The organism is Longimycelium tulufanense, assembly GCF_014645795.1.
Taxonomy (GTDB): Bacteria; Actinomycetota; Actinomycetes; order Mycobacteriales; family Pseudonocardiaceae; genus Longimycelium; species Longimycelium tulufanense.
Genome location: NZ_BMMK01000001.1, coordinates 190616 through 206273 on the forward strand (window position 1 = coordinate 190616; position 15658 = coordinate 206273).

Annotated in this window: 10 protein-coding genes; 5 read left to right on the forward strand and 5 right to left on the reverse strand. The window is 69.9% G+C overall.

What is annotated here, in order from left to right; genetic code table 11:
- The first annotated feature begins 378 nt into the window (after window positions 1-378).
- The 3 genes from IEY55_RS00805 to IEY55_RS00815 all read left to right on the forward strand — a co-directional run bounded on the left by IEY55_RS00805 (window position 379) and on the right by IEY55_RS00815 (window position 4989).
- Complete coding sequence (locus tag IEY55_RS00805) at window positions 379-1542, forward strand: IniB N-terminal domain-containing protein (RefSeq protein WP_189052848.1); 1164 nt, start codon at window positions 379-381, stop codon at window positions 1540-1542.
- Between the two features lie 148 nt (window positions 1543-1690).
- The gene (locus IEY55_RS00810) at window positions 1691-3490 is read left to right on the forward strand and encodes a dynamin family protein (RefSeq protein ID WP_189052849.1); all 1800 of its coding nucleotides are present in this window, start codon (window positions 1691-1693) and stop codon (window positions 3488-3490) included.
- Window positions 3487-4989 carry a dynamin family protein gene (locus IEY55_RS00815; RefSeq protein WP_189052850.1) on the forward strand — a complete coding sequence of 501 codons (1503 nt, stop codon included), beginning with the start codon at window positions 3487-3489 and terminating at the stop codon, window positions 4987-4989. The genes IEY55_RS00810 and IEY55_RS00815 overlap by 4 nt, the downstream gene beginning before the upstream one ends.
- Here IEY55_RS00815 and IEY55_RS00820 read toward each other — a convergent pair.
- Window positions 4980-7490 carry a helix-turn-helix transcriptional regulator gene (locus IEY55_RS00820; protein ID WP_229685823.1) on the reverse strand — a complete coding sequence of 837 codons (2511 nt, stop codon included), beginning with the start codon at window positions 7488-7490 and terminating at the stop codon, window positions 4980-4982. The two genes, IEY55_RS00815 and IEY55_RS00820, sit on opposite strands and share 10 nt — an antisense overlap.
- A gap of 232 nt (window positions 7491-7722) precedes the next feature.
- Here IEY55_RS00820 and IEY55_RS00825 point away from each other — a divergent pair, with 232 nt between their 5' ends.
- Both IEY55_RS00825 and recD2 read left to right on the forward strand, forming a co-directional pair.
- Window positions 7723-8547 carry a thioesterase II family protein gene (locus tag IEY55_RS00825; protein ID WP_189052851.1) on the forward strand — a complete coding sequence of 275 codons (825 nt, stop codon included), beginning with the start codon at window positions 7723-7725 and terminating at the stop codon, window positions 8545-8547.
- A 44-nt stretch (window positions 8548-8591) separates the two neighbouring features.
- Complete coding sequence (recD2, locus tag IEY55_RS00830) at window positions 8592-10802, forward strand: SF1B family DNA helicase RecD2 (RefSeq protein WP_189052852.1); 2211 nt, start codon at window positions 8592-8594, stop codon at window positions 10800-10802.
- Between the two features lie 5 nt (window positions 10803-10807).
- Here recD2 and IEY55_RS00835 read toward each other — a convergent pair whose 3' ends face one another.
- From IEY55_RS00835 to IEY55_RS00850, 4 genes are all read right to left on the reverse strand, one after another.
- On the reverse strand, window positions 10808-11662 hold the full coding sequence (locus tag IEY55_RS00835) for a metallophosphoesterase family protein (protein ID WP_189052853.1): 855 nt from the start codon (window positions 11660-11662) through the stop codon (window positions 10808-10810).
- Between the two features lie 282 nt (window positions 11663-11944).
- Window positions 11945-12133 (reverse strand): hypothetical protein, encoded by a 189-nt coding sequence (locus tag IEY55_RS00840; RefSeq protein ID WP_189052854.1) that lies wholly within the window; start codon window positions 12131-12133, stop codon window positions 11945-11947.
- A gap of 118 nt (window positions 12134-12251) precedes the next feature.
- Window positions 12252-14408: a putative bifunctional diguanylate cyclase/phosphodiesterase gene (locus tag IEY55_RS00845; RefSeq protein ID WP_189052855.1), complete on the reverse strand. Its 2157-nt coding sequence runs from the start codon at window positions 14406-14408 to the stop codon at window positions 12252-12254.
- A 229-nt stretch (window positions 14409-14637) separates the two neighbouring features.
- Entirely contained in the window at window positions 14638-15462 is an 825-nt protein-coding gene (locus IEY55_RS00850) for an SAM-dependent methyltransferase (protein ID WP_189052856.1), read from the reverse strand.
- Window positions 15463-15658: the final 196 nt, after the last annotated feature.

Genomic DNA, 15658 nt, shown 5'->3' on the forward strand with positions numbered 1-15658 from the left:
AGCAGTGGCGGTCGGGCGTTGCCGGTGGCGCGGGACCGCCGGTGGGCACTGCCCTGGTATTTCGTTGGCGCGTAGCAGCATGCCAGAGACCGGGATGGGTGATGGATATCCCCGGGGGCAACGGGATTAGCGCTACCAAGCGTTTCGGTGTTAACTCCTCGAACGAGTGAATGTTGGCCGAGTTGGGGGAACCCCTAGTCCCCTACCAGGTGAGGACCGGTAATCCCCTAACGTCGTGCGCCGTGAACCCGGTCCGATCCCCGATGGATCCTGCCGCGCCCGGCCCTAGCTTTTTCGCCATGCCGGGTGCCGCACTCGCGAACGGCCCCCGGGTAACGCTCCCTTCGTGAAACCCTTTCCACAGGAGGACCGGACAACATGGGCTCGAGCCTGCTCGACTTCATCCTCAACCTGCTGTCGAACTCCTCCGCGCAGGACGAGTTCCGCGCGAACCCCGAAAAGATGTTGCAGGACAACGGGTTCGGTGACCTGTGCGCGGCCGACGTGCACGACGCCCTCCCGCTCGTCGCCGACCAGGTGCAGACGATGCACAACCCGGCCGGGATCATCGACGCGCCGACGCTGCCGACCCCGCCCTCCCCGCAGCCGGTGGGTGGGGAGAGCGAGCTCGCCGCGGCGATCAAGCAGATCCAGTACATCACCCAGCACTACTCCTACGACAGCCACGACACCAACATGGACAACTCGACGCACCAGAACATCTGGGCCGGCGGGGACGTGCACCAGACGTTCGACAACGACCCGGTGATCGCGTCCGGCCCCGGTGCGATCGCCGCGGGCGACGACGTCAACGCCAACTCGGTCAGCGGACACCACAACGTCGTGGGCGACGGCAACATGGTGCACAACGGTGACGGTCCGACGAACTTCGGTGACGGCCAGGCGAACCAGGTGTCGGGAATCAAGGCCGACGACGGAAGTGCGGTGGCCGTCGGCGGCAACGCGACCAGCTCCTCGACCGACAACTCGATCCACGTCCACGCCAAGGACTTCGGCCAGGGCAGCGTGGGTAACACCACGACCGGTTCGTACAACGCCACCGACTCGAACAACACGACCACGAGTGCCTCGTACAACACGACCACGACGTCGGACTCGCACGACACCAGCTCCTCGACCACGACCACCACGAGCGGCCCGGCCCCCGGCGGCACCACGAGCGACTCCACCTCCGAGACGACCACGAGTGTGACCGCGGACAACGACTCCCCCACGGTGAGCACCGGCGACGACTCGCCGGTGAGCAGCAGTGCCAACACGAACAGCCAGAACACCACCACGACGGGCGAGGACAACCACGTCCCCACCGTCGACTCGAACAACCAGGACAACTCGACGCGGACCGAGATCCAGGACAGCTACAACGACATCAAGCAGACCGGTCTGGTCAACGTGGGCGACGACGTGGTCGGCGTCGAGGACAACCTCAACGAGAACCAGCTGCTCAGTGACAACAACCTGTTGAGCGGCAGCAACATCCTCGACGACCCCCTGAACCAGAACGTGGTGGACGTGCTCTGACAGGCTCGGTCCCGGTCTCGCACCCCTGACCGGGACCGTCGGGCAGCCGGTTCCGTCGATCCTCCCCTCCGTCGACGGAACCGGCCCCCTCTTCTCTGGCCACCTTCTCCCGCCACCGAAACGCCAGGAACAGGAGACGTCACCGCGGATGTCGGCCGTGCTACAGCTCGTCGAAGTCGCCCTCGCCGCGACCCGCGCCTACGGGCGTGCCGATCTGACCGGACGGCTCCGCCGGACGCGGGAACGGCTCGCCGACCCCGCGGTGCGGGTTCTCGTTGCCGGAGAGTTCAAGCAGGGCAAGAGTTCTCTGGTCAACGCGCTGATCAATGCTCCGGTGTGCCCGGTCGACGCGGACGTGGCGACCGCGGTGCCCACGGTGGTCCGGCACGCCGAAGCGCCGGGCGCGGTGTTGGTGCGCCAGACCGAAGAGGGAGAGACCGTCGAGCGCATCCGGGTGGCGCTGGAAGCGCTTCCCGAGGTCATCAAGGAAACTCGGCCGGGTGCGGACCCCCAGCGCAACCACGTGGAAGTGGGTATCCCGCGGGAGCTGCTCGCCCAGGGACTGACCCTCGTCGACACCCCGGGTGTCGGCGGGCTGGGTTCGGTGCACGGGGCGAGCATGATGGCCGCGTTGCCCGGTGCGGACGCGGTGTTGTTCGTCTCCGACGCATCGCAGGAGTACACCGCCACCGAGCTGGAGTTCCTGCTCCAGGCCAGGAATGTCTGTCCCACGGTGGCATGCGTGCTCGCCAAGATCGATTTCTATCCGGAGTGGCGACGCATCGCGGAGCTGGATCGGAGGCATCTGGCCGCGGCGGGGGTGGATGCCGGGCTGCTACCGGTCTCGGCCACCTTGCGGCTGCACGCCGCCCGTACCGAGGACCAGGCCCTCAACGCGGAATCCGGTTTCCCTCGGCTGATCACGCACCTGCGCGACGAGGTGCTGGCCCGGGCCGAGGAACTCGACCGGTGCTCGGCGGTCCACGACGTGCTCGCGGTCGCCGACCAGCTCACCGCGACCATGTCGGCGGAGCTGGCGATCCTGCGCGACCCCGGGCGCGCCCAGGACCTGGTGGCCGAGCTGGAGCGGGCCGAGCGTCGGGCCGACGACCTGCGGCAGCGGTCGGCGCGGTGGCAGCAGACGCTCGGCGACGGAATCACCGACCTCACCGCCGATGTCGACTACGACCTGCGGGACCGGATGCGCCAGATCGTCCGGGACGCCGAGAAGGAGCTGGACGAGGTCGACCCGGCGACGGTCGCCGACCAGTTCGCGACCTGGCTGCACCAGCGCCTGTCCGCCGCGGCCACCGCGAACTTTTTGTGGGCCGGGCAACGGGCACGCTGGCTGGCCGGCCGGGTGGCCGAGCACTTCGCCGAGGACGGCCGGGCGATCCTGCCTGAGCTGCCCGGGGACGCGCGCATCTCGCTGGACGACACCCTCTTCGAGCTGCCCCGCAGCGAGCGGTTCGGGCTGGGGGAGAAGCTGATGCTGGGCATGCGCGGCGGGTACGGCGGCGCACTGATGTTCGGGATGCTCGGCACGCTGGCCGGAATGGCCCTGCTGAACCCGATCTCCATCGCGGCGGGCGTGCTCCTGGGTGGCAAGACGGTTCGTGACGAACGCAAGCGGCTGAGACTACGCCGCCAGATGGACGCCAAGAACGCCGTGCGCCGACACGTCGACGACGTGATCTTCCAGGTGGGTAAGGAATCCCGGGACATGCTGCGCCGCGTGCAACGCGAGCTGCGGGACCACTTCACCAGCCGAGCCGAGGAGCTACAACGTTCACTGACCGAGTCCCTGTCCGCCGCGCGCGACGCCTTCCGCCGCGAGGAATCCGACCGGAAACAGCGGATCCAGGATCTGCAGGCCGAGTTGGAACGGGTGGCCAAGCTCGCGGAGTCCGCCCGCCGGCTCGCCGAAGGGGAGGTGACACCAGGATGAACGGCACACCGAGCCTGGGGGTGTCCGTTCGAGGACTTCTGCGCAACGCGATCGAGGTGTATCGCGACACACCCGACGTCGCCACCACGCTGCGTCGCCACCTGGACCGGATGGACGAGCCGTTGCGGGTCGCCATCGCGGGCAAGGTCAAGAGCGGAAAATCGACACTGCTCAACGCGTTGGTCGGGGAGGAGGTGGCGGCGACCGACGCGGCCGAGTGCACCCGCGTTCTCACCTGGTACCGGGACGCGATGAGCCCGCGCGTCGCCCTGCACCCGGTCGACGGCGTCCCTCGTCAGGTCCCGATCCACCGGCGCAACGGCGCACTTCACATCGACCTCCAGGGCGCCTCTCCGGAACAGCTGGACCGGATCGTGGTCGACTGGCCCTCGCAGCACCTGCGCGCGCTGACGTTGATCGACACTCCCGGCATCGCATCGCTGTCCACCGAGGTGTCGGCCCGCACCACCGCGTTCCTCACTCCGGAAGACGAAGCCGCCACCGCGGACGCCGTCGTCTACCTGATGCGTCACCTCCACGGCTCGGACATCGGCTTCCTGGAGTCCTTCCACGACCGGGGGGTGGCCAAGGCGAACCCGGTCAACGCCATCGCCGTGCTGTGCCGGGTGGACGAGGTCGGCGGTGGCCGGGTGGACGCACTGCTGTCCGCCCGCAAGATCGCCCAGCGGTACCGGACCGACCCGAAGCTGCGCGGGCTGTGCCAGACCGTTGTGCCCGTGGCCGGCTTGCTGGCCTGCACGGGACGAACCCTGCGGCAGGCCGAGTTCATTGCGATCGGCCAGCTGGCCACCGCCCCGCGCGCGGACGTGGAGCGCATCCTGCTGTCGGTTGACAGGTTCGTCTGCTCCACCGAGGATCTGCCCGCCTCGCTCACCGACCTGACGGTGTCCCCCGTGGACGTTCGGGTCGGGCTGTTGGCGCGGCTGGGGCTGTTCGGGGTCCGGCTCGCGGTCACGCTGGTACGCCAGGGCCACCACCAGCCGGCCCGGTTGGCCGCGGAGCTGGTGCGGCGTAGCGGGCTGGACGACCTGCGCCAGGTACTCAGCGCCCAGTTCACCGAACGGGCCGACCTGCTCAAGGCACGGTCGGCACTGCTCGCCCTCGACGTCGTGTTGCAGCGTGACCCGCGCCCCCGGACCGGCCCGCTGGCCGCCGAGGTGGAGCGGATCCTCGCGGGCGCGCACGAATTCGCCGAGCTGCGCCTGCTCAGCTCGCTCCGCTCCGGTGTGTTGCCACTGCCGCCGGAGGCCGCGGCCGAGGCGGAGCGCCTGCTGGGCGGTTCCGGGCGTGCTCCCACCGCGCGGCTGGGTCTGGAACGGCATGATCCGGACGAGATCCGGCGCGCCGGCCTGGACGCGTTGGGACGGTGGCGCCGTCGCGCCGAGAACCCGTTGTCCAGCCGGGCGGTCACCGATGCCGCACGGATCGTGGTGCGCAGCTGCGAGGGGTTGCTCGCGGAGACGACCGCTCAGTCCTGATCTGGCGGCCGCCTGGCGGCCAGCAGGGCCCGCAGTTCCTCGATCAGCTCGCTCCGGGTCGTGCAGCCCAGACGTTGCCGAATGCGTGCGACGTGGTGCTCCACGGTCTTGGCCGAGATGAACAGTCGCTCACCGACCTGCTTGTAGGTCAGCCCCGCCACGACGAGCTCGGCGACCTCAAGCTCGCGGTCGCTCAGCGGACCGGCGGGCTCGGCGGCGGGCGGTGCCTGGGCCGGGGTGGCCGGCTCCGCCGTGGGCTGGCTGAGTGCCCGGGCACAGTTGAGCAACGTGCTCATGGCCTTGCGATCCGGGGTGCGGATGGCGGCCTGCCCGGCCAGTTGCGCGGCTTCCCACGGCAGGCCAACGGACTGCAGGCCGCGTGCCGCGGCGATCACCGAGTCCGGCTCCACGTCGCCGGCGAGCACGCGCAGCCAGCTGCGGGCCCCGGTCGCCAGTGCCACGGCGTAGGGGTTGGCCGACGCACGCACCAGTGCGGCGGTGTGGCGGTTCGCCTCCCGCGGTGACTCGGCGGCGATCGCGGCCTGCACTCCGAACCAGTGCAGGGAGGCCGCCCAGAAGGCCGGCCGTCCCAGCCGATCCAGTAACGCCTCGGCGTCGGCGAGATGCGTGGTCAGCCAGCCGCGCTCACCGAGCCTGGCCGCGGCGACGGCCAGCTCGCCCAACGGATGCAGCACGTAGAGGTCCACGGGGTAACGCAGGACGGCCTCCCGGGCGCGGGGCCACGTCGCGGCAAGCTCGGCGCGATCCCCGCGCCTGCGGGCGGATGCCACGTCGAGCGCGGCGGCGAACAGCTCGTCCCGCGGCTCCAGGGGGTCGCCCGACGACGGGAGATCGCGCGTCGCGACGCTGCCGCCGCGCGTCGTCGTCACCCACGCCAGGAGGAGCCGGTGCCGGGTCGCGGCCGCGGGGCCGCCCAGCTCCACGCTGATCGCCCGTTGCAGCACCGACTCGGCGACGTCCGGCGCACCACAGTGCAATGCCGCGAGCGCGGTGAGCGCGGCCGGGGTGTCGGGAAGGAGGACGGCCGGCCCGGACGGCTCCAGCAACGCCGACGCCCGGGTCAGGTGGGACAGCGCGCCCGCCGGAGCACCGGTGAGGGTCCCCAGGATCCCGGAGGCCATCAGCTCCGCCGCGGCCGAGCGCACCGTGGGCGGGTGGTTCCGGGCCGCCTCGGCGTCGAGCATCCCCTTGGCCTCCTCGAGCGCCCCCACCCCAACCAGCGCGGGCACCGCGACCGAGGCGTGCACGCCGAGGCCGGCGACGCCCAACCACCGGTACAGCTCGGCGCTGCGGGCCAGCGAGCCCCGCTGTGCGAGCACCGCCGCGGCGACCAGGACCGCGCGGTCCCGTTCGGGCGCCTGTTCGTCGGTGAGGACCTGATCGGCCAGTCGCAGCGCCGAGTCCAGGTCGCCGGTGAGCGCGGCGGCCTGCGCGCGCCGCGCCGCCAGGCGGGGCGCGGGCGCCCCGGCACGTGCCGCCGCGGCGTAGAACTCGGCGGCCTGGTGCGGTGACTCGGGCAACGCCTCGTCGGCGGCGGCTTCCAGCACGGCGGCCACCCGTGGCCCGCTGGCCCCGGTGTCGAGCAGGGACCGCGCTGTGGGGACCAGGGATCCGTTGCGAGACAGGTGGATCGCGGCGAGCCGCTGCTGCATGGCGTGCACCGCGAGCGTCGGGGTCATGTCCAGAATCGCCCGGCTGGCCAACGGAATGAGCTGCCCGTCCTCGGCGACCAGCCCGGTTGCCCGCGCCGCCTCCACCAGGTCGACGAGCTCGGTGGACCGCACGTCGAGGAGCGCCGCGAGCGCCTCGGTGTCGGGGGCGGAACCCAGCGCGGCCGCGAGCAGCAGTCCGCGTACCGCCGGGCTGAGCCGGTCGAGATCGTGCCGCAGCACCTCGACGAGGTTCGGCGGAACCGCCTGGATCGGGTTCCCGGAGCGAAGCAGTGGTGCAACGCTGTCGACGAAAAGGGGAAGGCCACCGGTGATCCGGTGGATTCCGGCGGACACCTCGTCGGTGGGGCAGCTGCCGAGCAGGAGGGTGAGGCGGTCGACAACGCCCGCCCGCGGGAGATGCCCGAGCACGACGGGTGGGTGCATCCGGCCGAGCACCGCGCCGAGTGTGGAGAGGGCCGGGGGCCGGGGCCACGGCCGGTAGGCGACCACCAGGCGCGCCGCACGCTCGGTGGCGACTTCCCGAAGGGCCTCGAGACTCGCGTCGTCCAGCTCCTGCGCGTCGTCCACCAGGATCACGGCGCCGTCGCGGTCCGGTTCCCGTGTTACCGGCAGGCCCGCATGCCGGTAGAGGGCGGCGAGAACGTCGAGCGTGGCGGTCTTACCGGACCCACCGGGACCGGTCACCGCGACGGCCAGTGGCGCCTCGGGATCGGCCGCGACCTTCAGGCACAGGTTCCTGGCGGGCGCACAACCCGCCAGGGCAGGATTGGTGTCGATGTCCCGCGCGCAGGGGCTTGTGCAGGTCAACGTCGTCCTTCGGGTAGGCGGATCGAGGCAGCCCCTCCGATATCGGCGCCACGCCCGCCTGATCTTGAGTCTTACCGGTCGGTAGCGCGGGTTCCCGCTCGATGCACCCGAAAACGCCGGCGTCCCGGCCCGCACTGTGACCTGCGTGGCAGCCGGTAGGGGGTTGTCGGCGGTGGCGATCGTCCTTCAGGATCACCCTGGGACGGGGCAACATGCTGGGGGAGGGGCGAGCGTGACCGATCTGGCGAACGACAATCCGTGGTTCCGGCGTTACGCACCATGCCCGGAGAACGGGCTCCGGTTGCTCTGCTTCCCGCACGCGGGCGGTTCGGCGTCGTCCTTCCTGTGGCTCTGCAAGAAACTTTCGCCAGCCCTCGACGCGGTGGCCGTGCAGTATCCGGGACGGCAGGACCGGTACCGGGAACCTCATTTCGGAACGATTCAGCAACTGGCCGGCCAGATCGTCGACAACCTCGGTGCGGTGGCGGACCGACCGCTGGCCCTGTTCGGCCACAGCATGGGCGCGGTCACCGCCTTCGAGGTCGCTCGGCGGCTCGAACACACCAACGGCACGTCGCCGGTCGTGCTGTTCGTGTCGGGCCGGCGCGCCCCGAGTGTTCGGCGTGAGGATCGGGTGCACCAACGGGACGACCGCGGCCTGATCGCCGAGATCAAGGCGCTGGGTGGCACCGACAGCCGGCTCCTCGCCGACGAGGAGATCCTGTCGATGGTCCTGCCCACGGTGCGCGCCGACTACCGCGCCATCGAGACCTACCGTTACGCGCCGGGACCGGCGGTGAGCTGCCCGATCGTCGCGCTCACCGGCGACGAGGACCCGAGGGCATCCATCGACGACGTGACGCTGTGGGCCGAGCACACCACCGGCGAGTTCGATCTCCACGTTCTCCGCGGCGGCCATTTCTTCCTCAACGAGCAGCCGCAACAGGTCACCCGGGTGGTGACGGAGCGGCTGGCCGGGCAGCTCGCGTCCTGTTCACCCTGCGAGAGGGGTCCGGACCCGGCGACGGGCCGGGTTCGGAGTGGGTGCGTGATGTGATATCCGTGTCCTCGCGGTCCCTGACGTTTCCGGAGTGCGAAGACATGGCCTCACCGACTCCATTCCGAGGCGCCGTGCTCGAGGCGGTGTTGGAACGGCTCACGTTCGTCAACGAGGAGACCGGCTACACCGTCGCGCGGGTCGATCCCGGCCGCGGCGGCGACCTGGTGACCGTGGTGGGCGCGCTCCTCGGTGCGCAGCCGGGCGAGTCGCTGCGGATGCGGGGCCGCTGGGGCTCGCACCCGCAGTACGGCCGGCAGTTCCTCGTCGAGGACTACACCACGGTCCTGCCCGCGACGATCCAAGGGATCCGGCGTTACCTGGGCTCCGGCCTGATCAAGGGGATCGGGCCGCGGCTGGCCGAGCGCATCGTCGAGCACTTCGGGACCACCGCGTTGGACGTCATCGAGCAGGAGCCGCAACGCCTGATCGAGGTTCCCAAGCTGGGGCCGAAGCGGACCAGGCTCATCGCCGCGGCATGGGAGGAACAGAAGGCCATCAAGGAGGTGATGGTCTTCCTGCAAGGTGTCGGTGTCTCCACGTCGCTGGCGGTTCGGATCTACAAGCAGTACGGGGACTCCTCGATCGACGTCGTGCGCAAGGAGCCGTACCGGCTCGCGACCGACGTGTGGGGCATCGGCTTCAAGACTGCCGACACCATCGCGAAATCTGTCGGCATTCCCCACGACAGCCCACAACGGATCAAGGCTGGCCTGCAATTCACCCTGTCCGAAGCGACCGCCGACGGCAACTGCTTCCTCCCCGAGCAGCGGTTGATCGCCGAGGCCATCAAGATCCTGCAGGTCGACGCGGGCGGGGTGATCGACTGCCTGGCCCAGTTGGTCGCCGAGGAAGGCGTAATACGCGAGGAGATCCCGGGCACCGACGGTGAGATCGAGACGGCGATCTACCTCGTTTCCTTTCACCGTGCGGAGCTCGCGCTGGCCCAGCAGCTCCGGCGACTGCTGGGCACCGATGCCGACCGGCTGCCGGCCTTTGCCAACGTCGACTGGGAGAAGGCACTGGCCTGGCTGCGCCAGCGCACCGGGGCGGAGCTGGCGCCGGCCCAGCGGGACGCGGTCACGCTGGCGTTGACCGAGAAGGTCGCCGTCCTGACCGGTGGGCCGGGCTGCGGCAAGAGCTTCACCGTGCGGTCGATCGTGACGCTCGCGCTGGCCAAGCGCGCGAAAGTGGTGCTGGCCGCCCCGACCGGGCGTGCCGCCAAGCGGCTGACCGAGCTGACCGGGCACGAGGCCGCGACGGTGCACCGGCTGCTGGAGTTGAAGCCCGGCGGCGACGCCGCCTACGACCGCGATCGGCCCCTGGACGCGGATCTCGTCGTTGTCGACGAGGCCTCGATGCTGGATCTGCTGCTGGCCAACAAGCTGGCCAAGGCGGTCGCCCCCGGAGCACACCTCCTTCTGGTCGGTGACGTCGACCAGCTTCCCTCCGTGGGACCAGGCGAGGTGCTACGGGACCTGCTCGCCGCCGAAACCCCCATCCCGCATGTGCGGCTCACCCACGTGTTCCGGCAGGCGCAGGAGTCCGGCGTGGTCACCAACGCCCACCGCATCAACGCCGGGGACTACCCGTTGTTGCAAGGACTGTCCGACTTCTTTCTTTTTCCTGTTGAGGAAACCGAGGACGCCGCCCGGATGACCGTGGACGTGGTGGCGCGACGCATCCCCGCGAGGTTCGGGCTCGATCCGCGGCGCGATGTGCAGGTGTTGGCGCCGATGCACCGCGGGCCGGCCGGCGCCGGATCCCTCAACTCCCTGCTGCAGGAGGCGTTGACGCCGGCGCGTCCGGATCGGCCGGAACGCAGGCTCGGCGGGCGGGTGTTCCGGGTGGGTGACAAGGTCACGCAGGTCCGGAACAACTACGACAAGGGACGCAACGGCGTCTTCAACGGAACCCTCGGCGTCGTCACCGATTTGGACCCCGTCGACCAGAAACTCACCGTGCGCACGGACGAGGACGAGGACATCGACTACGACTTCACCGAGCTCGACGAACTGGCCCACGCCTACGCGGTCACCATCCACCGCTCCCAGGGCAGCGAGTACCCCGTCGTGGTCATCCCCATCACCACCAGTGCGTGGATGATGTTGCGCCGAAATCTCCTCTACACGGCGGTCACGCGCGCCAAAAAGCTCGTCGTCCTCGTCGGCTCACGGAAGGCGATCGGGCAGGCCGTCCGCAGCGCGAGCAGCGGCAACCGGCACACTGCTCTCGCCCATCGGCTGCGCTCCTGACCACCCTACTCGGCCGGAAACGGAAGGATCTGTCGCAGCACACCCCGTGGGTGGCCCCGCCTCCGCCACTCCCGCGGGTAGCCCACGGAGACCTCTTCGAACCGCACCCCGTCGTGATAGGTGGTGCGCGGAATGTGCAGGTGGCCGTACACCACGGTCTTCGCGCGGAACCGGAGGTGCCAGTCGGCGGTCCTCTCGGTGCCGCACCACAGGGCGAACTCCGGGTAGTACAGCACCCGCGTCGGCTCCCGTACCAGCGGGTAGTGGTTCACCGGAATGGTCGGCATGTGCCGATCCAGTGCGGCGAGCCGGCGTTCGGTGATCTCGAGCCGGGCCCGACACCACGCGTCCCGGCTCTCGTACGGTTCCGGGTGGAGGAAGTACTCATCCGTGCAGACCACTCCCGCGCTGTGGGCCACCTCGAGAGCCGCTTCCTTGGTAACCACACCGTCGGGCCGGAACGTGTAGTCGTAGAGCAGGAAGAGCGGGGCGACGGTCACCGGACCGTCCACACCGTGCCAGACCGGGTACTCGTCCTCGGGTGTCACCACGCCCAGCCGCCGGCACAGGTCCACCAGGTAGTGGTACCGTTCCTCACCGCGCAGCTGGACCGGGTCCTCCTTGATCGTCCACAGCTCGTGGTTGCCGGGAACCCACACCACCCTGGCGAAGCGCTCGCTCAGCAGGCCCAGCGCCCACTCGATGTCGGCGACCCGCTCACCGACGTCGCCCGCGATCAGCAACCAGTCCTCGTGCGACGTCGGCTGCATCCGTTCCACGATCTCCCGGTTCTCGGCATGGGAGACGTGGAGGTCACTGGTGGCCAGCAGCTTCGCGGCTTCGCTCGGACGATCGCTCACCCGACCCACCCTAACGGCTCAGTGCGCCTCACGACCGTGAGTCACCACCTTCCTCCAGCCCACCGGGGCTCACCTGCACGGGCGGAGGCGGGCGGCGCGAGCAACACATCCTTTTCCACAGGAATGAGAGGGAATACGGGCCGTCACACGAGGATGCCTCGTCTCACGCCGCGCCTTTGTTGGACCTGTTGTCGTCAGGAAAACGTGGGCGTGGATTTTTCTTGTTTCACCGGCCGGATGCCGTCGGGGCCGCTCCCGACAGCGGTCACGAGCGGTATCGGGTCAGGATGATGTGGGGCCGAAGGTGATGCCGCCCTCGATCTTGCCGGCCTGCACGATGTTGCCGCCCACACTGCCGCTGACGTGGTTCATCACGCCCCCGGTCCGGGCGTGCAGCTCGGTCCTGGCCTGCTCCCACAGCACGCGAAGCTCGCGGTCGAAGTCCGGATCCTGCTGGGCGACGCGCCGCAATCGGCCACGTGTCCTCCCCGGTCCAGGACGCATCTGGAACATCCAACCTAACAGCCCGAGGCCGGCAGCGGAGGCGAAAGCGGTGAAGCGGCGGGAAGACCGCGACCTGGGCGTGCGCTCACTCGATGCCGAGGGCGGCGGCGACCTCGTCCGGCGAACCGGGTGGGTACCAGAAGTCACCACGGCCGATGTCGACGCCGAGCCGGTGCGCGTTCTCCGCGTGTTCCCTGGTCCGCAGACCATGCGCGATGACCGTGGTACCTCTCGTTCTCGCCAGCGCCACGAGTTCCCGCAACGCCCGTACGGCCAGGTCCTTGTCGGCCGGCGGCCGCTGCAGCCGTTCGGCCACCCAGGGAGCCAGGCGGACACCGTGCACCGGGAGATCGGCCAGGCAGGCCAGATCACCCGGTGCGCCACCGAAGTCGGTCACCACGACGTGCGTGCCCATGTCGGCCAACACCTCGAGGTTGTCCATGGCCTCGCCGCGCTTGGCGCGCAACGCCCACACCGGCATGCCCAGCCACAGCGACTCCGGACCGAGACCGGTGTCGGCCAGGCCCCGCCTGACCGCGGCCACGAGATCGGGGTCGGATGCCTGGTAGGGCGTGAGGGACACGTGCAGCGGCAGCGGGTCATCCAGCCGCTGCCGCCACCACGCCAACTGCTTGGCGGCCGACTGGATCAGCGCCTCGCCGACGGGCAGCAGGAGCCCGGTCTCCTCGGCGAGGTCGACGCACCTGTCGTGGTCGAGCATCCCGAGCACGGGGTGGTCCCAGCGCAACTGGGCCTCCAGGCCGGCTACCCGCTCCGCACCCTGCTCCGTGGCCAACGTGACCAGCGGCTGGTAGACGACATCGACCTCGCCGATCTCCCACGCGCCCGGCATGGTGACCGCCAGCGCGAACCGTTCCCGGTCCGCGCTGTTCTGCTGCGGGTCGAACAGCTCCCACTGCCGCGGCCCGGCGCTCTTGGCCCGACGCAACGTCATGTCCGCCGCACTGAGCAGCTCACCGATGGCCATGTCCCGCGGTGGCCGGTCGACCACGCCGATGCTCGCCGACACCGCGATGCCCCGGTCCCCGACGTAGATCGGCTCGCCCAGCTCCTCGTTGATCCGGGTGACCATGGTGACGACGTCCGGCGTGGTGGGTGAATTCTCGACCAGGATGGCGAACTCGTCCCCGCCCAGCCGCGCGACCATCGCGCGTTCCCCGGCCAGCACCGACTCGAGCCGGGCCGCCGCGACCGTCAGCAGCCGGTCGCCGACCTCCCGGCCCAGGCCGTCGGTCACCATTGAGAAGGCGTCCAGGTCGAGGTGGTAGAGGGTGCACCCGGTCTCCGGGTCGGCCCTGCGCAGAACGGTCTCCAGCTTGCTGGTGAAGTACTGCCTGTTGGGCAGCCCGGTCAACGCGTCGTGTAGGGACTGGTGGTGCAGCCGGTCCTGCAACAGGTGGAAGTCGGTGATGTCCTGGACCAGGGCGACGTACTGGTCCGGCTGCCCGTCCTGGTCGCGCAGCAACGCCACGGTGAGGGAGATCTCCACCACCTCGCCGTCCTTGCGCACCATCCGCCGCCGCTGCGTCGGCCGCCGCGTCCGGCCGGCCCGCAGGTCGGCGAAGAGCTCCCGGAGGAACGGCGCGTCGTCGGAGTGGAGCACCTCGAAGAGGTTGAGCCGGGACAGCCCGTCCTCCGGACAACCCAGGATGCGGGCGAACGCCTGGTTCGCGCGGGCGAAGTCGCCGTCGGAGTCGGTGACGGCGATCCCGCTCTCCGCGGAGCGGAACACCTCCTCGAACCGCTGCTCGCTGACCCGCAGCCTCCGTTCGGCGTCGCGTACCGCGCGGTACAACGCCCGGCTCAGGTTCTCCTGCTGCTCGAAGATCGAGGCGCGCATCGCCTCGGCGTAGCCGGCGGCGACCGAGCCGAGCAGGGTGATGACCCGGTCCTGCGGCCGGTGCGCGGCCAGCGCCTTGCCCAGCACGTCCAGGGTGCACTGCAGGGTCTGCCGGCCGTTGAGGTTCAGCTCGACCAGCCGGGCGCCGACCGCGGCGGCGGGCTCGGGATCGAACGGCTCGCTGCCGGCGGCGGCGAACAGGCGGTCGACCAGCTCGAGGAACTGGCGCTCGACCTCGTCCGGCGGGAGCGGGATGTAGGAGGTCTTGCTGACCAGGTACGCCCACTTGCGGGCGACGCGCGCCCGATCTCGGGCACGCTCCGCCGGCGTTCCCAGCTCGCGGAGCGGGACCGGCAGATCACCCGGGAGTGGCAGCGTCATGCCGTCCCACCAGGCGTCGTGGACCTCGGGGGTCCGGCGGAAGGACAGAAGTCAGGGACAACCGGTGCCGGACGGCAACGCGATCCCACGTGACACCTCTCCATTTCGACCCCCGCCGCAGATCGAAGGTACCGAACCTCGTCAGCCACCACCCACTTCTGTCCCCTCATTCGACCGAATGGGGATACCGGTCGACAAGTGGTGCGCGAAACGAGAATCTCGTTCGTAATCAACGCTTGCGGCCGACGCCCACGTAGAGCTGCGCCCCGGCCAGCCGTTCGGCGGGGTCGACCGGCTGTTCGGGGTACCACTCGTCCGCCGTCACGACACCCGGAGCAACCAGCTCGGTACCGGCGAAGAACCGCACCACCTCGTGATAGGGCTTCGGGTACACGGTGATCCCCTCCTTCCGGAGCGTCTCCACCACGACCTCGGTGTCCATCGGCCGACGGTCGGCGGTCGCGTGGGAGAGCACCAGGTAGCTGTCGGGCGCCAGTGCCTCGACGTAGCGGGCAACGATCTCCACCGGGCGCCGGGAGTCCGGGACGAGATGCAGCGAACCGGCCATGAGTAGGCCGATCGGCTCGGCGAGATCGAGCATCTGGGTGGTGCCGGGGTTGCCGAGTACCGCCGCGGGGTCGCACGGGTCGGAGTGGACCACGGTGGCCCGCGCGTTCCGGGAGAGCATCAGCTCGCCCTGCGCCACCTCGACCGGGTCCCGCTCCACGTAGACCACCCGGCAGGACGGATTCACTCGCTGGGCCGCCTCGTGCACGTTGCCCACCGCGGGGATGCCGAAGCCGACGTCGACGAACTGGTGCACGCCCCTGCCCAGCAGCAGGCTCACCGCGCGGCGCAGGAAGGCGCGGTTGAGCCAGGCCATCTCCCGGACATAGGGCAGCCTCGCCTCCAGGGCGCCGGCGACCCGGCGGTCCGCGGAGAAGTGGTAACTCCCGCCCAGCAGATAGTCGCGGAGCCGTGACGGGCTGGGTCGTGTGAGGTCCAGCCCTGCTGACAGGTCGTCCGAGTTCTCCGGCACAGTGCTCCCGATCATGCATCTCGGTCCGGGGTGACCAGCTTACTGATCTCGGGTGCAATGGAGTGTCACGCATTCGAGTGATTGTTTATTTTACAACCAAATTTCCGGCCGCGGCGTCCTCTTCGGACTCGGACCGCCCAGCGGTGTCACGCGTGGGACCGCCCACGTTGCGTGGATATCGTGTCGACTCATTCTTGTTGCGGCGCAGGGA